This is a genomic window from Bradyrhizobium sp. IAR9 (genome assembly GCF_013408065.1).
Lineage (GTDB): Bacteria > Pseudomonadota > Alphaproteobacteria > Rhizobiales > Xanthobacteraceae > Bradyrhizobium.
In genome coordinates, this window is the sequence record NZ_JACBZW010000012.1 from 138,246 (window position 1) to 154,759 (window position 16,514).

A 16,514-nucleotide genomic window follows, 5' to 3' on the forward strand; every position below is an offset into this window, starting at 1 on the left:
GGATGACCATACAAGTGGCGCCTTTGGTAGGCGTCGCAGGCTTTCCCGCATGACACCGCAGTCTTTCACCATCCGAAGCGTCCAGGCCTTTGGCTATCGCTACCCGCTGACCTCGCTCGTCATCACATCCTTTGGGCGGATGAAGGATCGGCCGGCCCTCTTCGTCCGCGTCGAGGACGGCGATGGCAATATCGGCTGGGGTGAAGTGTGGTGCAATTTTCCAGCACCGGGAGCCGAACATCGTGTTCGGCTCGTCAACGAGGTGCTTGCGCCAGCTCTGGTCGGATTCACCGCCTCCGAGCCGTCCGCCGCGTTCGAGCATCTGACGAAGGGAACCTGGGTGCTTGCGCTGCAATCCGGCGAGACCGGCCCGTTTGCGCAGGCGATCGCCGGCATCGATCTCGCCGTCTGGGATCTCCACGCGCGCCGTCAGAGGGTTGCGCTGTGGAAGCTGCTCGGCGGGGCGGTGCGCACGATCAAGGTCTACGCCAGCGGCATCAACCCGGTCGGCTCCGAGCGGACGGCGGAAGCTGCGCTCGGCCGCGGTTACCGCGCGTTGAAGCTGAAGATCGGCTTCGATCCGGTAACCGACCGCGCCAATCTCGCCGCGCTGCGCCGTCTTGTGGGCGAAGGTCTGCTGGCCGCCGACGTCAATCAGGGCTGGACCATTGCGCAGGCATTGGAGCTCGCGCCGCAACTGGAGCACGTCGGTCTCGCCTGGCTCGAGGAGCCGATCCGCGCCGATCGTCCCCGGCGGGAATGGGCGCAATTGCGCGAGGCCATCCGCTTTCCGCTCGCGGCCGGCGAGAACATCGCGAGCCATGCCGGCTTTGCCGAGCTGCTGCGTGAGCCGGTGCTCGGTGTCGTCCAGCCGGACATCGCCAAATGGGGCGGGCTGTCGGCTTGCGCTAGCATCGCGCGCGATATCCTTGCGTCGGGAAAGATGTTCTGCCCGCACTATCTCGGCGCCGGCATCGGCCTTCTGGCATCAGCGCATCTTCTCGCCGGCGTCGGCGGCGACGGGTTGCTCGAAGTCGACTGCAATGAAAACCCGCTGCGCGACCGCTTCTGCGGTCCGGTGCTCGACGTCCACGACGGCATGATCACGCTCGGCGACGAGGCAGGTCTCGGCATCACGCCCGATCTTGCCGCCATCGAACAATACCGGACGATCTGATGCCAGCACGCGGCTACGACTACATCATCGTCGGCGCGGGCTCGGCCGGCTGCGTCGTTGCCAACCGGCTGTCGGCCGATCCGTCGTGCCGCGTGCTGTTGCTGGAGGCCGGCGGATCGGATCGGAATTTCTGGCTGAAGCTTCCGGTCGGCTACTACCGGACCATCTACAACGAGCGATTCTCGCGCCTGTTCAGGACCGAGCCCTCGGAGGGAAGCGGCGGTCGTGCCATCGGCTGGCCGCGGGGCCGCGTGCTCGGCGGCTCGTCCTCGATCAACGGTCTGATCTTCATCCGGGGCCAGCACGAGGATTTTGACGATTGGCAACGCCTCGGCGCCGATGGCTGGAGCTATCGCGAACTCCTGCCGTACTTCCGCCGCTACGAGCGCTATCGCGGCGGCGAGAGCCAGTTTCATGGCGGGCTCGGGGAGTTCGAAGTCTCGGACCTTCGCAACGACAATCCGGCATCGAAGGCCTGGGTCGAGGCGGGTGTAGAGTTCGGCCTACCGCGCAATCCCGACTTCAACGGCGCCACGACGCTGGGCGTCGGCACCTACCAGCTCGGCATCGGGCGGCACTGGCGGACCAGTTCGGCCTCTGCGTTTCTGCGTCCCGTCGCCGGCCGTCCCAATCTCACCATCATCACCCATGCGCAGGTCAGCAGGGTCGTTTTCAACGGTCGCGTCGCCACCGGCGTCGAGTGGATCAGCAAGGGGCAGGTTCACAGCGCGACGGCTGATCGTGAGATCATCCTGTCCGGCGGCGCGCTGCAGTCGCCGCAGATCCTCCAGCTCTCCGGCGTCGGTCCGGCCGATTTGCTGCGCGAGCTTGGCGTTCCCGTCGTTGCCGATTCTCCGGACGTCGGCGCCAATCTCCAGGACCACTATCAGGCCCGGCTGATCGTCCGCCTCAAGGAGCGAATCTCGCTCAACGATCAGGTCCGCAATCCCATCGAGCTTGCCAGGATGGGCTTGCAGTGGATGCTGGCGGGCAGCGGTCCGTTGACGGTCGGCGCGGGGCAGGTGGGCGGCGCAGCCTGCACGGAATACGCAGTCGGCGGAAGGCCGGACGTGCAGTTCAACGTGATGCCGCTCTCGGTCGACAAGCCCGGCGAGCCGTTGCACAGCTATTCCGGCTTCACCGCCTCGGTCTGGCAATGCCACGGAAAGTCGCGCGGACGGCTTGCGATCCGCTCGACCGATCCGTTCGAGCAGGCGCGTATCGTACCAAACTATTTTGCCGAGGAGATCGACCGCAAGACCATTGTTGCAGGTCTGAAGATTCTGCGCGAGATCTATCAGCAGAAGGCCTTTCGCCCGCTCTGGGATATCGAGATGGTGCCGGGTGAGGCAGCAAGGGATGATGCCGGACTGTGGAATTTTGCGCGCAACACTGGTGGCACGGTGTTTCACTGTGTCGGGACCTGTCGCATGGGGCGGGATGCGCAGGCCGTGCTCGATCCGCAGCTGCGCGTGCGCGGCGTCGAACGGCTGCGTGTGATCGACGCGTCGGTGATGCCGCAGATCACCTCGGCGAACACGAATGCGACCAGCCTGATGATTGGCGAACGCGGTGCCGCACTGGTCATGGCTTGATCGCGCGGCCTGAATTCCGGAGGGCGAGATGGAATTGAGTTCCGATAGTCACGTCCCCAAATACGCGCAGATTGCCGACATCTTCAGGCAGCGGATCGCACGCGGCGTCTGGACCCAGGGGTTTCGCCTGCCGGCCAACGAGGAACTGGCCGCCGAGTTTGGCGTGTCGCGCGTCACGATCAGGCAGGCAGTGGAGCTGCTCGCCCGCGGCGGCGTGATCGAGGCACAGCAGGGCCGCGGCACCTTCGTCACAGGGACCGTGCGGCAGGATCGCTGGCTCAAGGTCGAGACGACGCTATCCGATCTCGCCGACATGTACCGCGACACTTCGCCCGAGATCATCAATATCTCGGAAAGCCGCACCAATGCGCCGCTGCTTCCCGGCGACGGCAAGCCGGCCGAAAAATATGTCTTCATGCGTCGGCTGCATTCGCGGGAGAAGCAGCCGTATTGCGTCATTTCCATCTATCTCGACGAGAAGATCTTCCGCAGGTCACCGAAGCGTTTTCGCAACGAGACCGTGATTCCGATCCTGAACGATCTCAGGGATCCCGCCATCGCCAGCGCGCGCCAGACCCTGACGATAGGTGCCGCGGACATCGAAGCCGCGCGGCTGCTGCGCGTGCCGCTGAATTCGCCGGTAGCAGAAGTCCGCCGCATCTTCACGACCGCGGACTGCACCGTGATCTATCTCGGCGAAGTCACCTATCGCGGCGACTTCGTGCGGATCGACATGGATCTGCGGCCCTAGCCCTCTCAACGCGAGAACAGTTCCTGGTTCCGGCGCTCGAGCTCCTCCCCGTAGGTGCGCAGGACGTGGGCTTCGCTTAAGGTGCCGATCGTCGCGCGATGATCGGTGCGATCGACGACCGCGAGCACATCGGCCTCGCTGCGTTCAAAGGCCTTCAGGATCTCGCGCACCGGCGTGGTCGGGAGCAGGCACTCATCCTGTTGCTGGGCCAGTGACCCCAGCTGCTCGTCGTCCTGGTTGGCGACGGAATGCAGCGTCGCGGCGGGCACGATGCCCGCATAGATGCCGCTGGGATCGCGGAGCACGATCTGGCGAACTTGTGCCGGCGAGAACAGCTTTTGCGCCTCGCCGATCGGCATCGTCGTCAGCGCGTTCTCGAAGTCGGTGCGCATCAGCGAAGCCGCGCTCATCTGCCGGACCCAGCCGATGTCTTGCGGGCCGCGGATCACCTCGCCGCGCAGATGGAAGCGCCATGTGGCGAAGCTGTAGCCGAACAGCTCGCGCACGATCAGCGCGCAGACCGACGACGCGACCACCGCCCCAACGGTGACGGAGAAATCGCCGGTGATCTCGAGCGCAAGACACACCATGCTGAACGGCGCGCCAAGGACGCCCGTCCCGAGTGCAGCGAGCGCCGCGATGGCGGCCGTGCCGGGTTGAAGCGCCAGCGTGGGAAGAGGGCCCGTCAGCACGATGCTGTAGAGCTGCCCGATCAGCGCGCCCAGCAACAGCGAGGCGAAGAACAGGCCGCCGCGGAAGCCGGAGTCGAGCGAGATAGCGGAGGCCAGGATCTTGAACACGATCGTGGTCGTGAGCAGAAGCCAGGTCGGATTGCTGACCAGGAGGATCTGCATCGCGCCGTGACCGGCGCCGAGCACAGTGGGCGTCAGCAAGGCGAGGCCGCCGAGGAGGAGGCCGCCGAGAATTGGGCGCAGGAAGCCCTTGAACACCGTGATGCGCTGAAAGCAGCGCTCGGAGAATGCGACGGCGAGCATCACGAGGATGCTGACGAAAGCGCAGATGATGCCGATCAGCACGGTTTGCCCGATCATCTCGACGGAGACCGGCGAGGGGAAGCCGGGCACCATCAGGAAGGACTGGTGCGTCAATTGCCGCGCGACGAGCCATGCGGTGACGGCGCTGGCGATGACCGGCACGAGACCGGCGGACGTATAGGCGCCGAGCACGACCTCGAAGGCGTAGAAGGCGCCCGCGAGCGGTGCGGAAAACGCGGCGCTGATCGCCCCCGCGGCGCCGCAGGCCACCAGTAGCCGCATGTCGTTGCGACGGCAGCCAGGCGCTGGCCGACATGGGAGCCGAACATCGAGCAAATCTGGTTATAGCCGGCCTCCAGACCGACCGATCCGCCGAACCCGTTGGACAGCAGCGTCTGGATCGAGATCAGCAGGCTGCCGCGAAAGGACACCCGGCCGCCATAGAGCGCATTGGCCTCGATTGCGTCGGCGAGCTGCTGTCCCTTCACGCGCCGGGCGAAATACAGTCCGATCAGCGCGAGCACCAGGCCGCCGATCATCGGCACGAGCAGCGTGCGCTGCCAGGAGATCACGCCGGTGGCGCTGAGATGTGCATCGAAAGGAATGTCGAACAGCAGGGCGTGAGAAACCTGGCTGAGGCTCGAGATCGCAGCCACCAGCACGCCACTGAGCAGTCCGACGACGATCGCGACCAGCACAAGGCCGATCTCGCGATTGCGCACGAAGTTGCGCAGGAACAACGGCAGCAGGCGGATGCCGGGAGCCGCGGCCGGCTTCGCAGGATGTGATGCCGGCGCCATCCTAGGCCGGATCCCGCAGCGATTCGGCGCGCACGACGCGGAAGCCGATATTGCTGGACGCGGAGTCGGGCGTGTTGGAGCTTCGCGCCGCGACGCGGTAGCGATTGCAGTAGGATTCGTGGCAGAGGAAGGATCCGCCGCGCATCGACCGGTTGGGAGCAGGCTCGCGGTTCAAGGGATCTCGCGATGGCGTGAGGCGGTGATAGCTCGGGGAAAAATAGTCTTCGCACCATTCCCAGACGTTTCCGGCGACATTGTGCAGGCCATGTCCGTTGGGCATGAAACTGTGAACCGGCGCCGTACCAAAATAGCCATCATCGACAGTATTGCGGTCGGGAAAGTTGCCCTGCCAGATATTGCAGCGATGCTCGCCCCCGGGCTTCAGCTCGTCGCCCCAGGGGTAGGTGGCCCGGTCCAGTCCGCCGCGCGCAGCCATCTCCCATTCCGCCTCGGTCGGCATGCGCGTGCCGGACCATCGGCAATAGGCCTGTGCGTCGTTCCAGGAGACGTGGACGACGGGATGATCGAGCCTGTCCAGGATGCTGCTCGCAGGTCCTTCCGGCTGCGCCCAATAGGCGCGCGTCACCGGGACCCACCATGGCGTTTCCTGAACGCGCGTCGTGCGGGCCGCACGTGTCTCTTCCGGCAACAGCCCGTCGAAGACAAAGCTCCAGCCGTAGCGTTCGGCATCCGTCGTGTAGCCCGTGGCCCGGACGAAGTCGCCGAATTGCAGATTGCTCACGGTGTGGCAGGCAATGGCAAACAGCGACAACGTCACCAGCCGTATCGGGCCTTCGCCGTCCTCGACGAAGCCGATACCGGCGGATCCCATGTGGAAGGTTCCGCCGATCAGCGAGCTCCAGCGGCGCAGGATCGGAGTTGAACTGGGAGTGATCGCCGCTTGCGCATCCTCGCCCATCGCCGGCCCGCTGCCGGCGGCGCGCTGGGTGCAACAGTGTGAGCGATCCCCGGTCATGTCCTATTTCTGCTTCTCTTCCTCCCAGAAGGCTGTGCCGCCTTCCGCCTTCATCAACTCCAGAATCTTCTCGCGCGGGATCACGCCGCAGCGATTGGCCCATTGCTGATACTGCGCCGTCATCTCGCGGACGCGATCCGGATGCTGCGCGGCGAGATCGTTCATCTCGGTGCGGTCCGTCTCCATGTCGTAGAGCTCCCAGGGGCCGGGATACTTCCGCACCAGCTTCCACTTGCCGACGCGAACGGCCGCGTTGCCCTCGTGCTCCCAGAACAGCGGGCCACGATTGCCATAGGCCGAGGCGAATGACGGCACTAGGCTCTCGCCTTCGCAGGGCAGGATGGCGTTGCCGTTATACTCCTTGGGATAGGTGGCGCCGGTGACGTCGAGAATGGTTGCCATCACGTCGGTGAGCTGGCTCGGATTGTGCCGCAGGCCGCCTCTCTCGGAAATGCCGCGCGGCCAGTGCACTATGAACGGGGTTGCGATGCCGCCTTCGTGGATCCAGTGCTTGTAGAGACGGAACGGCGTGTTGGAGAGGTTGGCCCAGGCGGTGCCGTAGCTCTGGTAGGTGTCCTCGTCGCCGGGCATCAGGGTCGGGTCATTGCCGAAGCGCACCGGTCTGCCGTCGCGCGTCTTCGCCTGCGCGATCATGAGCTGGTCAACCAGCTCCTCTGCCGTGACACCTTCCGGAATGTCCTCGGCGCAGGCGCCGTTGTCGGAGAGGAAGATGATCAGCGTGTTGTCCATCTGGCCGGTCTCGTCCAGCGCCTTCAGGATGCGGCCGATGCCCTGGTCCATGCGGTCGATCTGGGCCGCGTAGACCTCCATGCAGCGCAGCGTCCATTCGCGCTGCTCCGCGTCGGTCCACGGCGGTTGGGTCGGATCGCGATCGGTCAGGCGCCAGTTCGGATGGATGATGCCGTCGTCGACGAGGCGCTTGAGACGCTCCTCGCGCAGCCGGTCCCAGCCCGCATCGAAGCGGCCCTTGTACTTGGCGATGTCCTCGTCACGGGCATGAAGCGGCCAATGCGGCGCCGTATAGGCGACGTACTGGAAGAATGGCGCGTCGGGCTTCTGCGCCTTGTGCTGGCGGATGAAGGCGGCAGCCTGATCGCTGATCGCATCGGTGTAGAAGAACGAGGGATCCTTCACCGCCTCGTGCTCGATATTGTCGTTGCCGCGGGTGAGCGTGTTGGGATGGTAAAAGGAGCCGGCGCCGATGATGGTGCCGTAGAAGTGGTCGAAGCCGCGCTGCATCGGCCATGCGTCGGTCGGCTCCGTCAGGCTGCTGGCGATGTGCCATTTGCCGCTGAGGTAGGACGTGTAGTTCTTGCTCTTCAGGGCTTCGGCGATTGTCACGCAGCTCTTGTTGAGATTGCCGGAATAGCCTTCCGGGCCGTTGCTGTAGGTGAGGATGCCGATGCCGGTCTGGTGCGGATGCAGGCCGGTGAGCAGCGAGGCGCGTGAAGGGCTGCAGCGGGCGGTGTTGTAGAACTGCGAATAGCGCAAGCCATTGGCCGCGAGGTGATCGAGGTTCGGTGTCTGGATCTCGCCGCCGTAACAGCCGATGTCGGAGAAGCCCATGTCGTCGTTGAGGATGAGCAGGATGTTGGGGGTGTCAGGGGTCTTTGCGCCATTCGGCATGTTCTTGTCCTCGTGATTGACGTGTGGCGGTTAGTGGCGGCGCGTCAGGCTGATGCTGAGGCGGAAATATTTCGGCAAGTACACGGCGCGCAGCAGCTCGAGCGCCCGTCCGTCCTTGCCGAAGGTGACGCGCTCGATGGAGAGCAGGGGCGAGCCGACCTTGACCCCCAGCAGCTTGGCGCTGCCGGCGTCGGCGAGGTCGGCGCTGATGGTCTGCTGGGCGTCCTTGATGGCGAGACCAAGCTCGTCCTCGAAGACGCGGTACATGATGATCGAGACCAGATCGCGCTTCTCGAGCTCGAGACCGATATCCGGGGGATAGAAGGCGTGCTCGATGGCGATCGGCGTGTCGTCCGCGAGCCGCAAGCGCCGGAGCTGCCAGACGGCACGCTCGCGCAGCTGCTCGCGAACGGCGGCATCGTGCCGGTTGGTCATGCCCTGCTGCAGGATCGTGGCGCCGGCCTGGTAGCCGGCGTCGCGGATGGTTTCCGAGAAGCCCATTAGGTGGCCGACCCAGTTCTCGGGCTGGTTCGAGCGCAGGAAGGTGCCGCGGCCGCGCGAGCGGTCGAACATGCCTTCGTTCACGAGGGGGGCTATAGCGTTGCGGATGGTGATGCGGCTGACGCCGAAATGGCGGCCGAGTTCGGCCTCGGTCATCAGGCGGCCGGTCCCGTCGATCAACTTGCCGTCGCGCACCTGGCTGCGAATGGATTCACGGATCTGGATATGCAGGGGCATCGAGCCTTCCGCAACGACATCGCTGCCGAGCGGCGCGGGCTTCTTCTTGCGTGTTTGAATAGCCATGGTGTCAGAGCCGCATGCGTGTTGCTGGATCGAACAGATGAATGTCTTGCGGTCGGGCCGTGATCGAGATCGTGTCGCCCTCGCCGGGAATGTTGCCGTCGGCGACGCGCATGCGGATCATCGTGCCGGCGCAGTCGAGGTCGAGCACGGCGGTATCGCCGAGATCCTCGATCAGATCGACGCGGGCACCGAGGCCACCCACCGCCATGCGCAGGGCGCCGGGCCGAAGTCCAACCACCACATCGCGCTCACCTCGGGTCGTGGCCGTCGTCTTGAGGCGATGGCCGGCGATGATGACGTCGCCGTCCACGTAGCGGGCGGGAACGAGGTTCATCGGGGGATTGCCGATGAAGCCGGCAATGTCGATCGAGTTCGGGCGGGCGAACACCTCTGCGGGCGTGCCGACCTGCTGGATCTGGCCTGACATAAACACCGCCATGCGGTCCGCAAGCGTCATGGCCTCTTCCTGGTCGTGGGTGACGTAGACCGCGGTGACGCCGAGCGAGCGCTGCAGCTTCTTCAACTCGGCGCGGGTTTCCAGCCGCAGCTTTGCATCGAGGTTCGAGAGCGGCTCGTCGAGCAGAAACAGGCGAGCTTTGCGCACGATGGCGCGGGCCAGCGCACAGCGCTGCTGCTGGCCGCCCGAGAGCTGGCCCGGCTTGCGATCGAGCAAATGGTCGATCTTCACCTTGCGCGCCGCATCCTTCACGGCGGGCGTGATCTCGGCCTTCGGCAGCTTGGCCATCTCCAGCGGGAAGGCGATGTTCTCGGCCACCGTCATGTGCGGGTAGAGCGCGTAGCTCTGGAATACCATGGCGATGTCGCGGTCCCGCGCATCGGTCGAGGTGACGTCCTGGTCGTCGATCAGCACGCGGCCGGCGGTCGGCGCATCGAGGCCTGCGAGGATGCGCAGCGTCGTGCTCTTGCCCGAGCCGGACGGACCGAGCAGGGCAAAGAACTCGCCGGGCTTGATGTCGAAATTGACGCCCTTCAGCGCGGCGAACTCGCCGTGCATCTTGACGATGTTGCGAAAACTGACCTGACCCTGGCCGCTCATCGGCGTCCTCCGCCCTTGACTGCACCGACCGTCAGGCCCTTCACGATATGCTTCTGCGCGACCACGCCGAGGACGACGACAGGCAGCATGGCGAGAACCGAGACCGCGGCGAGCTTGGCCCACAGCGTCTGCTCGACGGAGACGAAATTGAACATGGCGACCGTGACCGGGCGCACCGTGTTGCCGCTGAGTACGACGGCGAACAAGAATTCGTTCCACGCATTTAGAAACACGAACACGACCGTCACGGCGATGCCGCCACGGACCTGCGGAATGATGATCCGCCACAATGTCTTCAACCGGCTGGCGCCATCGAGATAGGCGGCTTCCTCCATCTCGAAAGGAATGTCCTCGAAATAGGAGACCAGCAGCCAGATCGCGAAGGGCAGGGAGAACGACAGATAGATCAGGATGATGCCCTGATAGGTGTCGATCCAGCCGATGTTCCGCAACACCAGGAAGTACGGGATGATGATGCCGACCGGCGGCAGCATCTGCGTGGCCAGCACGTAGAAGCCCGCGAACTTCTTGCCGCGAAAGCGCAGGCGCGCCAGCGCATAGGCCGCGGGCACCGCCATCAGCATGGTGACCACGGTGGTGCCGACGGAGATGATGACGCTGGAAAGCAGGTTCGGCAGGAGTGATCCCGAGCCGAACAATACGTCGCGATAGGCTTCCCACGTCGGCGTGAACACCAGCTTGGGCGGATAGGCCAGCACGTCCGAATCGGTCTTGAGCGAATTCATGACGCTCCAGACGATCGGAAACGCCCAGGCGAGCAGGAAGACTGTGGAGATCGCGAGCAGGGCAATGATGCGGAGGCGCTTGGCGGTCATTTCGCCCTCCGGATCGCGAACAGGATGCCGGAGATGATGATGGTCACGACCAGGAGCGCGACCGCGAGCGCCGAACCGTAGCCGATCGACAGCTCGGTGAAGGATTTCCGATAGGCATAGAGGTTGAGGATCTCGGTCGCGGTGCCGGGGCCGCCGGCGGTGACGGTGAAGATCGCTGCGAACGCGGTCAGCGCCACCATGGTCCGCATGATGATGACCATCACGATCGCCGGGCGCAGCAAGGGCAGGGTGATGCGGCGGAAGCGCTGCCAGGCCGAGGCGCGGTCGAGCCGCGCGGCCTCGTAGATGTCCTCGGGCAAGGAGGCCAGCGAGGCCAGCAGCACCATGAACGCGAACGGCGTCCACTGCCAAGTGTGGATCGCGATCACCGAGACCATCGCAAGCATGGGATCGCCGAGCCAGTTCTTGCTGCCGACCCCTGCATTTATCGCGAGGAAGTCGACGATGCCGAATTCCGGCGCCAGCATGAAGGTACGCCAGATCATGCCGACCACGGCCGGGGAAAGGACCACGGGCAGGATGGCGATGACCCTGAACCAGCCCTGGCCGCGCTTCATGTCCATGACCAGCAAGGCGAGCGCGAGGCCGATGATGACCTGCAGCGCGACGGTCGAGCCGGTATAGACGAGGCTCACCAGCAGCGAGGTCCAGAAGCGCTCGTCGGAGAGCAGAACCTGATAGTTCTCGTATCCGACGAAGCCGTTGGTGAACGGCATCGCCAGATCCATCCGGAATGCACTGGTATAGACCAGGAAGAGCAGCGGAAACGTCGTCGTGGCGAGCAGTGCAAGAAACGCCGGTGCAAGCAGGGCCGCTGCAAACCGGCGCTCGCGCTGCGCCAGGACGCGTCCGAAATCGCTGCGAGGCGCCTCGCTCGCGATCCCGGCCGATGTCACCGCTGTCGTCGCCATGCTCACCCGCGCATCATGGGTTCGATGCGGCGCTGCGCATCGTCCAGTGCGGCCTTGATCGAGGCCTGGCCGGAGAGGGCCGACTGAATCGCGGTCGCCATGGTGTCGCCGATCGCCGGCCATTGCGGCACGCGCGGACGCCAGTCGACGTCGGTGTCGTCCTGCAGGGCGCCCATCGTGGCCTCGACGAAGTTCTCGCCAAAGCCATTCATCAGCTTGATGTAGTCGGGATCCTTCCACACCGAGGTGCGGTTGACACCCGAGCGCTTGGTGGGACCGGCGAACTTATGCGCGGTGCGCGCCTGGGTCTCGGCGCTCGCGGCCCACTGGATGAACAGCCAGGTCGCTTTCCGCTTCTTCTCCGGCAGCGCGGAATTGATCGGAAAGCCCCAGTTCCAGATCGACGTGGTGCGCTTGCCCGAGGGCCCCTTGGGCCAGCGGGCATAGGCGACCTTGCCGATCACCTTGGACTTCTCAGGATTGTTGATGACCGAAGCCGACGAATGCGCGTCGATGTAGCTGGCGACGGTGCCTTGCGAGAAGGCGTCGGCGATATCCGGCCAATTCCAGTTGGCGGCTGCCGTCGGCGCGTACTTCTTCATGATGTCGACGTACCAGGCGAGCGCCGCCTCGGCCTCGGGGCCATTGACGGTGAGCTTGCCGCCCTTCATCCAGTCGCCGCCGAACTCGCGGAAGATCGACGGATAGATGTACATGTTCTGGCCGGCACCGGCGACGCCGCGCAGCGCAGCCCCCCAGACGCGATCGTTCGGCGTGTTCAGCGCCGCGGCATTGGACATGTAGGCTTCTAGCGTGTCGGCCGGCTTCAGGCCTTTCGCGTCATAGAGGTCCTTGCGATAGACCTGAATGGTGACTTCACCGTCATAGGGCATGCCGTAGAGCTTGCCGTCGATGCCGTTGGCGCTGCGCCAGGCCGGAATGATGTCGTCGAGCTTGAACCAGGCCGGATCGGTCAGCGATTTGTCGGCGAGGTAAGTGTCGAGCGGCTCGACCCATTTGTTCGCGGCATAGAGCGCGTAATACATGGGATCGGCAGCGTGGGTTGCGTAGGTGCCCGTCTTCGAGGTCAGGTCGATGACGCTCTTCTGCCGGATCTGCGCCGGCGGGATCTTCTCGAAGCGGACGTCGATGCCGGTGAGCGCCTTGAACTGCGGCGCCAGTGCAATGAGGTTTTCGAAATAGCTCGCCGGGATCACGGCGACCGTGATGGTCTCGCCGGAAACCTGCTGCCAGTCGATCTGAGCGGATTTGTAGGGCGCGAGGTTGGCGTCCTGCGCGGCAGCTTGCCGGAGAAAGGCCGGGCCAAGTGTCGCGAAAGCGGCGGCGACGGTTCCGGTCTTGAGTAGCGTTCGTCGCGTCGGCTTGAATGACGTCATGCTGTCCTCCCGAAAATCCGGATTTATACTTCCGGTTAGTTAGGACATTTTCCTAAATGTTATAACAAGTCAACCGCGACAAATTGGGTGTTCTCCGGCCGTTTGACGCGGGCCGGGAACGACCGCGGATCTCGCCTCCGGGAGGCGCGATCGGGCCGAGCGGCGATCAGATGCAGTGTCGGCTAGATGTCGCCGAGGAGCTCGAAATCTGCGCGAGCGTCGCCGGCCGTATGGATCTGGCCGCTATATCGTTGTGCGCTCAGCTCGAACGCTGCCGGCAATCGGTCGTCGATAACGAGATGGTGGCACTCGTCGAGGTGGCCGCCGCGAACCGTCGCATTGCGCCCGAATTTGGTGATGTCGGCCACGAGCACGGACGTTCGTGAATTGGCGGCGATGGATTGGCGTGCCTTGACTTCATCGACATGGAAGTCGAGCAGCGAGCCGTCTGCATCGACGCCGCCGACGCCGAAGATTCCGAAGTCGGCGCGAAATCCAGAGAAGAAATGCACAGCGGCCTCGCCGATGATGTCGCGGTCGAGCGGCCGCAGCGTGCCGCCGGCGATGGTGATCTCCACGTCCGGATTGTGCGAGAAGGCTGCGGCCACGTTCAGGCTGTTGGTGATTACCCGCAGATCCCGTCGGCGGGAAAGTGCCTGCGCGACATATTCGGGGGTCGTGCCGAGCCCGATCATCAGCGACGTCCCGTCGGGAATGAGTTTGGCGGTCGCAAGCGCGATCCGCCGCTTGGCTTCGGCGTTCAGCCTGTGCCTGCTGCTGTAGGCGAGGTTCTGATTCTGGACGGGGAGGCTGACCCCACCATGCACGCGGCGAAGCAATCCCTGGTCGCAGAGCGCATTCACAAGGCGGCGGATAGTCTGCTGGGTCACTTCGAAACGCGCCGCAAGCTGCTCGATGGAAGCGAAGCCTTGCTCGCGCACGATCTCCAGTATGTGGACCTGACGTGTTCTGGCGCTCCTGGCCATGAGCCCTCCGTTCGCGACAAAAATATCATTTGAAGGGGCAAGAGGCAATTTTCTGTTTCATATGGTGTCACACTATGTTCATATGAACATAATAGTTGCTACGCCGATGAATGAGCGTGGCTCGAGGGAGGACGCATGTACTGGTCTTTGACCGGCACTGTGCTGCTCCGTTGGAGCGAGCCGCCATCGGCGTAGCTGCATCATGCTGAGAGCGAACCGGCCATGTCGGCGATTACGCTGAATCATGTCTCCAAGTCGTGGGGCGCGATGCGCGCCGTCGATGACATCAGTCTGACGGCGGACGAGGGCTCGCTGCTGGTGCTGCTGGGGCCGTCCGGCTGCGGCAAGTCGACCACATTGCGGCTGATCGCCGGGCTCGAGGAGGCCGATGCCGGCACGATCGCCATCGGCGGCGTGGACGTGACCCGCCTGTCGCCGGCGGACCGGAAGATCTCCATGGTCTTCCAGTCCTATGCGCTGTTCCCGCATTTGAGCGTGGCCGAGAACATCATTTTCGGCCTGCGCGTGCGGCGGGTGTCGCGCGCCGAACGCGACGCCCGGCTTCGTCGCGTCGCCGACATCGTTGGTCTTGCGCATCTGCTCGATCGCAAGCCGTCGCAATTGTCGGGAGGGCAGCGCCAGCGCGTCGCGCTGGGACGCGCCATCATCGCCGAGGCGCGGGTCTGTCTCATGGACGAGCCGCTGTCCAACCTGGACGCCAAGCTGCGGCACGAGATGCGAACGGAAATCCGCGCGTTGCAGCAGCGCCTTGGCATGACGATGGTCTACGTGACCCACGATCAGACCGAAGCCATGACGATGGCGGACCGCGTCGTCCTGATGCGCGATGGCCGTATCGAGCAGAACGGCTCGCCGGAAGAGCTCTACAACAGGCCGGCGACGGCGTTTACGGCGCGTTTCATCGGCACACCGCCGATGAACCTGGTGCGTCAGGGCGATCATCTGATCGGCATCCGGCCGGAGCACATTCGCATCGTGTCCGGTGGCGATCATGCGGCGCGGGTCAAGGCCGTCGAGCATCTCGGAGCCGACAGCATCGTGCTGTGCGACATCGACGGTCAGCCGATCTCGGTGCGGCTCGACGGGTTTAGCAAGGTTCAGCCCGGCGAGGATGTTCGGCTCGCCTGGGAGGCCGGTCACGAGCATCGGTTCGATCCGGCTACGGAATGCCGATGGGAAACTTCAGCCAGGGAGGGCCGGCTGGCGACCTCCGCTGGATAGCAGCGGTGGTTTCAGGCGCTCGGCGGATCACAGAGGGAGAGAGAGATGTTTGCGCGACGAACGATGCTGATGGCGGCCGCACTTGCCGTGCTCTCGATGGGAGCACGTCCCTCTGCCGCGGTGGATCTGACCATGTACTATCCGGTCGCGGTCGGCGGTCCCGTCACCAAGATCATCGACGACATGGTCTCACGTTTCGAGAAGGACAATCCGGACGTCAAGGTAACGGCAGTCTATGCCGGCAACTACACGGACACGATGACCAAGGCGATGACCGCCATGAAGGGCGGACAGCCGCCGCAACTGTCGGTCCTGCTGTCGACCGACGTCTTCACCCTGATGGACGAGAACGCCATCGTTCCGTTTGATGACCTCGTCGGCGACAAGGCCTGGTTCAAGGAATTCTATCCCGCGTTCATGGCCAACGGCCAGGTGGACGGCAAGACCTGGAGCATCCCGTTCCAGCGTTCGACCATCGTGCTGTACTGGAACAAGGACGCCTTCAAGGAAGCCGGCCTCGATCCCGAGAAGGCGCCGGCGTCCTGGGACGAAATGGTCGAGATGTCGAAGAAGCTGGTCAGGAAGGACGGCGCCAACACGACGCGTTGGGGCGTCGAGATCCCGACGACCGGCTACGGCTACTGGATGCTGCAGGCGCTCGCCATTGAGAACGGCCAGAAGATGATGAACGAGGCCGGCACCGAGGTGTATCTCACCGCGCCGAAGACGGTCGGCGCTCTCGACTACTGGGTCGACCTGTCGCGCAAGCGCAACGTCATGCCGACCGGCAGCATCGACTGGGCGACGCTCCGCACCGACTTCCTCGAAGGCAAGACGGCGATGATGTGGCACACGACGGGCAACCTCACGGCGGTCAAGGACGCCGCGAAATTCCAGTTCGGCGTGGCCATGCTGCCGGCCAAGGAGCGGCGGGGATCGCCGACCGGCGGCGGCAGCTTCTACATCTTCAAGAGCGCTTCGGCCGAGCAGCAGAAGGCCGCCGTCAAGTTCATCCAGTGGATGACGGCGCCCGAGCGTGCGGCGGAATGGAGCATGAAGACCGGCTACGTCGCGGTGTCGCCGGCCGCCTACAAGACCAAGGCGATGGAAGACTACGCCAAGGGCTTTCCGCAGGCGACCGTCGCGCGCGATCAGCTCGAGCATGCCGTGCCGGAGCTCTCCGTCCACGAGAACGGTCGCATCTACAAGTTCGTGAACGATGCCGTGCAGGCTGCGGTCACGGGCTCGCAGAAGCCGCAGGAAGCGCTGGCCGCAGCGCAGGCGCAATCCGACCGCGTGCTGCGCGCCGCCAAGTAAGC

General features: G+C 64.5%; 14 protein-coding genes and 1 pseudogene. 5 read left to right on the plus strand and 10 right to left on the minus strand.

Annotation, left to right across the window (positions count from 1 at the left end; translation table 11 throughout):
• The first annotated feature begins 49 nt into the window (after positions 1-49).
• From GGD67_RS27925 to GGD67_RS27935, 3 genes are read left to right on the plus strand one after another with little or no spacing between them, the layout of a single operon-like run.
• Positions 50-1,177, plus strand: a complete 1,128-nt coding sequence (locus GGD67_RS27925) for a mandelate racemase/muconate lactonizing enzyme family protein (RefSeq protein WP_179737398.1) — start codon at positions 50-52, stop codon at positions 1,175-1,177.
• A complete protein-coding gene (locus GGD67_RS27930; protein ID WP_179737400.1) occupies positions 1,177-2,772 on the plus strand; it encodes a GMC family oxidoreductase in 1,596 nt (531 codons plus the stop codon). Before GGD67_RS27925 ends, GGD67_RS27930 begins: the two co-directional genes overlap by 1 nt.
• A 28-nt stretch (positions 2,773-2,800) precedes the next feature.
• Positions 2,801-3,523 carry a GntR family transcriptional regulator gene (locus tag GGD67_RS27935; RefSeq protein WP_179737402.1) on the plus strand — a complete coding sequence of 241 codons (723 nt, stop codon included), beginning with the start codon at positions 2,801-2,803 and terminating at the stop codon, positions 3,521-3,523.
• Between the two features lie 5 nt (positions 3,524-3,528).
• Here the strand turns inward: GGD67_RS27935 and GGD67_RS27940 are convergent, their stop codons facing one another.
• From GGD67_RS27940 to GGD67_RS27980, 10 genes and pseudogenes are all read right to left on the minus strand, one after another.
• Positions 3,529-4,800, minus strand: coding sequence for a chloride channel protein (locus GGD67_RS27940; RefSeq protein WP_283814152.1), 1,272 nt, complete (start codon positions 4,798-4,800; stop codon positions 3,529-3,531).
• Between the two features lie 83 nt (positions 4,801-4,883).
• A pseudogene (locus GGD67_RS40000) lies at positions 4,884-5,318 on the minus strand (chloride channel protein); the annotation flags it as partial.
• A gap of 1 nt (position 5,319) precedes the next feature.
• A complete protein-coding gene (locus GGD67_RS27945; RefSeq protein WP_179737404.1) occupies positions 5,320-6,294 on the minus strand; it encodes a formylglycine-generating enzyme family protein in 975 nt (324 codons plus the stop codon).
• A gap of 3 nt (positions 6,295-6,297) precedes the next feature.
• The gene (locus GGD67_RS27950) at positions 6,298-7,941 is read right to left on the minus strand and encodes an arylsulfatase (RefSeq protein WP_179737406.1); all 1,644 of its coding nucleotides are present in this window, start codon (positions 7,939-7,941) and stop codon (positions 6,298-6,300) included.
• Between the two features lie 30 nt (positions 7,942-7,971).
• The gene (locus GGD67_RS27955) at positions 7,972-8,745 is read right to left on the minus strand and encodes a GntR family transcriptional regulator (protein WP_179737408.1); all 774 of its coding nucleotides are present in this window, start codon (positions 8,743-8,745) and stop codon (positions 7,972-7,974) included.
• Positions 8,746-8,749: 4 nt separating this feature from the next.
• Entirely contained in the window at positions 8,750-9,802 is a 1,053-nt protein-coding gene (locus tag GGD67_RS27960) for an ABC transporter ATP-binding protein (RefSeq protein ID WP_179737410.1), read from the minus strand.
• Positions 9,799-10,638 carry a carbohydrate ABC transporter permease gene (locus GGD67_RS27965; RefSeq protein ID WP_179737412.1) on the minus strand — a complete coding sequence of 280 codons (840 nt, stop codon included), beginning with the start codon at positions 10,636-10,638 and terminating at the stop codon, positions 9,799-9,801. The genes GGD67_RS27960 and GGD67_RS27965 overlap by 4 nt, the downstream gene beginning before the upstream one ends.
• On the minus strand, positions 10,635-11,570 hold the full coding sequence (locus tag GGD67_RS27970) for a carbohydrate ABC transporter permease (protein ID WP_179737415.1): 936 nt from the start codon (positions 11,568-11,570) through the stop codon (positions 10,635-10,637). Before GGD67_RS27970 ends, GGD67_RS27965 begins: the two co-directional genes overlap by 4 nt.
• A gap of 2 nt (positions 11,571-11,572) precedes the next feature.
• Positions 11,573-12,967 carry a sugar ABC transporter substrate-binding protein gene (locus GGD67_RS27975; RefSeq protein WP_179737417.1) on the minus strand — a complete coding sequence of 465 codons (1,395 nt, stop codon included), beginning with the start codon at positions 12,965-12,967 and terminating at the stop codon, positions 11,573-11,575.
• Positions 12,968-13,149: 182 nt separating this feature from the next.
• Positions 13,150-13,953 (minus strand): DeoR/GlpR family DNA-binding transcription regulator, encoded by an 804-nt coding sequence (locus GGD67_RS27980; RefSeq protein ID WP_018321022.1) that lies wholly within the window; start codon positions 13,951-13,953, stop codon positions 13,150-13,152.
• A 222-nt stretch (positions 13,954-14,175) separates the two neighbouring features.
• On the opposite strand from GGD67_RS27980, the gene GGD67_RS27985 reads away from it, so the two are divergent.
• Both GGD67_RS27985 and GGD67_RS27990 read left to right on the plus strand, forming a co-directional pair.
• Positions 14,176-15,195, plus strand: coding sequence for an ABC transporter ATP-binding protein (locus tag GGD67_RS27985; RefSeq protein ID WP_179737419.1), 1,020 nt, complete (start codon positions 14,176-14,178; stop codon positions 15,193-15,195).
• A 63-nt stretch (positions 15,196-15,258) separates the two neighbouring features.
• Complete coding sequence (locus GGD67_RS27990; protein ID WP_179737547.1) at positions 15,259-16,512, plus strand: ABC transporter substrate-binding protein; 1,254 nt, start codon at positions 15,259-15,261, stop codon at positions 16,510-16,512.
• The last annotated feature ends 2 nt before the right edge of the window (positions 16,513-16,514 follow it).